Raw genomic sequence first — 4,781 nt, forward strand, 5'->3', positions numbered from 1 at the left:
CCGCACCATAGCGGACGGCACGCGAAGTGTGATTACAGGAAACCGTACATTGCGGCGAAGACCCAACCAAAGACACAGGATACGCTTACGCCGATCAAACCAGGCAGAATGAAGCTGTGGTTGATAACGAAACGGCCAATGTGGGTGGTACCTGAACGGTCAAACTGAATAGCAGCCAGATCGCTCGGGTAGGTCGGCAGAATGTAGTAACCGTAACAAGCCGGAGCAGAAGCAACGATGTACGCTGGATCAACCCCGATAGCCAGTGCGACTGGAACGATAGCGGCCAGCGCTGCAGCCTGAGAGTTTACAAACTTGGAGACTAACAGCAGGACGATCGCATAGGCCCACGGATGTTCTTTCACCATCTCGCCCAGTACGCCCTGAATTTCAGACATATGCGCACCGAACATGGTTTCGGCCATCCAGGCAATACCGTACACCGCAACAATCGCGATCATACCTGAACGGAAGACTTCATTTTTTGAGATAGATGCGGGATTCGTTTTGGTTAAGATGATAATCAATGCGCCAGTCAGCAGCATGAACATCTGGATAACCAGGACCATTGACAGCGGTTTGCCACCAAAAGAAGGGCGCAGTTCAGATACTGCACCGAGCACGGCAACAACGGCGATGGCAGCGAGGAAGATCCACATTGCCAGCCAGTTACTTTTCGGCAGTTTTTTGTCTAACAGTGTTGCCGTGTCGCCATACACATAGTGATGGTTTTCAGGTACGGAAATAAACTTCTGGAACTCTTCGTCTTTATCCAGATCTTTACCACGGAACCAGCTGAAAATACCGATAGCCAGGATACCCAGCAGGGTAGACGGAATGGTGATGCCAAGCAGGTCGAGGAATTCGAGGTGCTTGCCTTCAAATGTCACGTTACCCAGCATCGCAACCAGCGAGACAACGGCTACAGAAACCGGACTGGCGATAATCCCCATCTGTGCACCGATAGAACTCGCCGCCATTGGGCGTTCCGGGCGAATATTGTTCTTAATGGCGACGTCATAAATGATCGGCAGAATGGTGTACACCACGTGGCCGGTACCGCACAGGATAGTCAGGGTACAGGTAACAAATGGTGCTACGATAGAAACGTATTTTGGGTTACGACGCAGCAGCTTTTCAGCAATTTGCAGCATAACGTCAAGACCGCCGGAGGCTTGCAAGGTTGCAGAAGCGGCCACCACGGCAATAATAACCAGCATTACATCAACAGGGGGTTTACCCGGCTGGAGATGGAACACGAAAACCAGAATAACCAGGCCGATACCGCCTAACAAACCCAGCGCGATACCGCCCTTTCTGGCACCATAAAACAAACATATTAATATTATGAGAAGTTGTATACTAAATAACATTTTATTTACCCTCGCGAAAAACCCAGTCAATTTTTTGAAAAATGGATCTGTGGCACATTCTTTTTTGCCGGAATAAGCATCAAAAAATGGTCAGTATTCGATATGTCCGTATTTGCGATTAATGTTTAAATGTCTGGCTAGAATGTATTTATAACTTTTTGGAAATATTTAGCTTTTTTCTATGGCATTGATCAGAGGAGAGAATCCTCAGGCGATGGGAAGTAGGGCTGGTTATGAAGCGCTGCGGCTGACGCTGTAGTTGGGCTGGCTTACACCGGTTTTCCGGGGGCTGACCGTTGGTTCTACATTGTCCGCTATTACGTAAAACACCGGTATACCAGGTGAGTGTATTCTTTATGTGATCGCGGTCACGCCATGTCATGTGGTAATGAGTCTGGCGTACGGATACGTTTATTTGCTCACAAAAATGTACGGTGTCCATAGTACGTAGCATGGTCTCCATTGCTACCAGTCTAGATTTTTATGTCTGATGAAATTCAGACTAATCCTTTAGGAGTAAAAATACACACTCTGTGAGTTAGTTAATACTTAATTAACTTTTGTTAGCGATTTTGAAATTAAAAACAGTGTGATGTTTATCAATAACAAAATAATGAATTTAACATGTTTGATACAAATATATTTGATCTAACGCAAATTAACTATTTATCTGTTTTAGCGGGACAAAAAGGGATTTTTCATTATTTTAATAATTGTTACTTTTATATAACGAATAATCCCTGGGGGAGCGTTTTATTGGCAGTATTGTTTAAGTAATGAGTAATGCTCAGCCTGAACGCGGTAGCGGTAAACCGGTCGGCCAGTAACACCATAATGGATACTGGTAAATAAGATATGACAATTGACGAGCCAGATAAGGTATTTACGGCATGATACCCGGGAGATATTGACCTCGTTCGCCAGTTCATCCGTGGAGAATTCCTGGTCCTGGTGCTCATCAATCCACTGACACAGCGTACGTAACGTTTGTGGTGTCAGCCCCTTGGGTAAGCGCCGCGTTTCCTGCTCGCTGGAAGAGCTACCATGAATCAGTTGGTCAAGCTCTGACTGTTCATAGTACTGATGCTTCTCCATATCCGTTTTCTTCTGCAGCCAGTTGGTTAAGGCTTCTTCAAAGCGTGAGGCCTGAAATGGTTTGATCAGATAATCAACGACACCGTAGTGGAGTGAGTCTTTAATGGTTGTCGCATCGGCGGCGGAGGAGATGACGATGACATCACATTTACAGCCTTCGCTGTGCAGAATGGGTAACAGGTCCAGACCGTTTTCTTTCTGCATATAAATATCCAGTAGAATCAGGTCAATACGATGTTCGCCATGAAAGATGATCTCTTTGGCTTTTTCGAGAGTAGAGGCCGTTCCGCAGCAATGAAAACCAGACAGCTGCGCGACATAACGGCGGTTTAACTCCGCTACCATTGCATCGTCATCGACAATTAAGACATTGATCATCTGCTGGCCCTCTCACCATTCCACGGTAACTGTACAAAAAATTGGGTGAAGACCCCAGGTTCGGATTCGACGGAAATATTACCGCCAACGTTTTCAACCTGCTGTTTCACAAGTGCTAAACCGACGCCTCGTTCGGTTCCTTTTGACGAGACGCCCTTCTCAAAGATGTGGTCAATGCGTTCGGGGGCGATCCCCGGACCATCGTCATTCACTTCGCAATGCAACCAGCCGTGTCGATAATGTAAGGATACGCTGATCTCACCCCCCGATTCTTGACCTAGCGCCTCCAGGGCGTTTTCAATCAAATTACCCAGCACGGTGATCAACACTGCCACCTGATCTTCATTACTATTTTCCGGCAACTGGCTTTCATTACTAATGATCAGACTATGACCTAAATCAGATGTGCGATTAATCTTACTGAGTAAAAAGCCCGCGATCACCGGTGATTTTATTTTGCCTAACAGTGAGCCAATCTCTTCCTGATAATTGTTGGCCGTCTTAATGATATAATTTTCCAACTGCTTATAACTTTTCAGGTGCAATAATCCCAGAATCACGTGTAACTTGTTCATGAATTCGTGGGATCGTTCACGAAGTGCATCGGCATAGTTAACCATACCGTCCAGACGTTGCATGAGTTTTCGGACTTCCGTCTTGTCTCTGAACGTTGAAATTGCCCCGATGATTCTGCCATTGCTGAGTACTGGAACGGTGTTGATTAAAAGCAGCCGGTCCTTCACCGTGATCTCCTCATCACGGCGTGGTGTTCCATCACGTAGCACCTGCGAAAGATCAACTACCTGAGACCATGCATGGCTGAGTGTGGAGAGTTGGGCATCATCCTGCGACTTTCGGTAATCCAATAGCTCCTGGGCGGCCTGGTTTATTAGCGTGACCTCACCACTATCATCAACGGCAATGACCCCCTCCTTTATAGAGTGCAGCATCGCCTGGCGCTGTTCGAACAGGTTGGATATTTCATAAGGCTCCAGACCAAACAGAATGCGTTTGAGAACCTTCACCAATACCCAGGTACCTAGTAACCCAACCAGAACGCCAAATAAGATAGACCAAAAGATACTGCCGCGGCTGTTATTGATCTGTTCGGTGACCCTGCTTAACTCGAGACCGATCGACACAACCCCAATCTGCTGGTGATGATCGTCATAAATGGGGGTGAAAACGCGTAGCGCTTTAGCCAGAAAGCCGCGATTAATGGCAACGTTCTCTTTGCCCTGTAACGCCAACAGGATATCGTCGCCTTTAAACGGTTGGCCGATACGTTGTGCTTCAGGGTGCGAATAACGAATGCTTTTCATATCCGTGACAACGATGAATAAAAAATCGTTGCGCTTATTTACCGCTTGAGCAATTGCCTGGATGCCGCTGTCCTCAGGCTTTTTCTTGAGCCCCTCGCGGATTTCAGGAGAGTTTGCCAACGTTCGCGCGACCGCAAGCGCTTTGTCTGCTAAGGCATCACGTGTCGTGTTGCTGATTTGCGAGAAGTAAATCAAATGAACGACGAGTAGCACAGAGAAGAGGACCGCGCTGACCATGAGGATCACGGTTGTGCCGAGTTTCATCGGGCGTTTGCGTATAGCCGTTCGTTGCAGAGGGTGTCTCATCGCAGTCCTGGAATCACTGTTTGTGCGGGTATTATCGCCCGATGAGGTACGTAATTCAAAGGTAGTAGGGGGATTCGGGCACTCCCGCCGCCATCCCTTCTTATATATGTAGTAGAAAATGGGCATCCGTTATTTTCTTTCTATATAGAAAAGAGGATTCAATGTTGGTTTCTTCTTTTTCCGGGATGTGATGCAGGAAATATTGACGGCTTTGTGGATAACTCTGTGTGTAAATGGGTATAAGGCGGGGTTCTGCTGGGGATTGCAGCAGTCAGTCATTTTTCTGTCATTTAAGGGTTGCGGGCCA

General features: G+C 47.0%; 3 protein-coding genes. All 3 read right to left on the reverse strand.

Annotated features, from left to right (window positions below):
* Window positions 1-32 precede the first annotated feature (32 nt).
* Window positions 33-1,373 (reverse strand): anaerobic C4-dicarboxylate transporter DcuB, encoded by a 1,341-nt coding sequence (dcuB, locus tag FDX03_RS02985; protein WP_048213861.1) that lies wholly within the window; start codon window positions 1,371-1,373, stop codon window positions 33-35.
* A gap of 753 nt (window positions 1,374-2,126) precedes the next feature.
* Complete coding sequence (dcuR, locus tag FDX03_RS02990; protein ID WP_048213860.1) at window positions 2,127-2,846, reverse strand: two-component system response regulator DcuR; 720 nt, start codon at window positions 2,844-2,846, stop codon at window positions 2,127-2,129.
* Entirely contained in the window at window positions 2,843-4,474 is a 1,632-nt protein-coding gene (locus tag FDX03_RS02995) for a sensor histidine kinase (RefSeq protein WP_115601119.1), read from the reverse strand. The genes dcuR and FDX03_RS02995 overlap by 4 nt, the downstream gene beginning before the upstream one ends.
* Between the last annotated feature and the right edge of the window lie 307 nt (window positions 4,475-4,781).

Source organism: Citrobacter sp. wls827, from assembly GCF_005280875.1.
GTDB classification, from domain to species: Bacteria; Pseudomonadota; Gammaproteobacteria; order Enterobacterales; family Enterobacteriaceae; genus Citrobacter; species Citrobacter youngae.